This is a genomic window from Colwellia ponticola (assembly GCF_005885605.1).
GTDB classification, from domain to species: Bacteria; Pseudomonadota; Gammaproteobacteria; order Enterobacterales; family Alteromonadaceae; genus Colwellia; species Colwellia ponticola.
Genome location: NZ_SZVP01000167.1, coordinates 1 through 431, shown reverse-complemented (window position 1 = coordinate 431; position 431 = coordinate 1). Strand labels below are relative to the sequence as shown.

Below are 431 nucleotides of genomic sequence, written 5' to 3'. Positions count from 1 at the left end.
GTAACGTTGGAAGACGTGTTGGAAATCTGTCGTGTCGAGAAACCAAAAGGTGTGATCGTCCAGTACGGCGGCCAAACCCCGCTGAAACTGGCGCGTGCCCTTGAGGCTGCCGGCGTGCCAATCATCGGCACCAGCCCAGACGCCATCGACCGTGCAGAAGACCGTGAGCGCTTCCAGCAAATGGTTGAGCGCCTGAACCTGCGCCAGCCGCCAAACGCTACCGTGCGCAGCGAAGACGAGGCCATCCGTGCAGCCAGCAAGATCGGCTACCCGCTGGTGGTGCGTCCGTCCTACGTACTGGGCGGCCGAGCCATGGAAATCGTCTACGAAGAAGAAGAGCTCAAGCGTTACCTGCGTGATGCGGTAAAAGTGTCCAACGACAGCCCGGTGCTTCTGGACCACTTCCTCAACTGCGCCATCGAAATGGACGT

At 59.9% G+C, this 431-nt stretch carries 1 protein-coding gene; it reads left to right on the top strand.

Going from position 1 to position 431, the window contains the following annotated elements; translation table 11 throughout:
* Positions 1 to 431 (top strand): ATP-binding protein (locus FCS21_RS16385; RefSeq protein WP_442548488.1); only part of this gene is annotated, 431 nt, incomplete at both ends.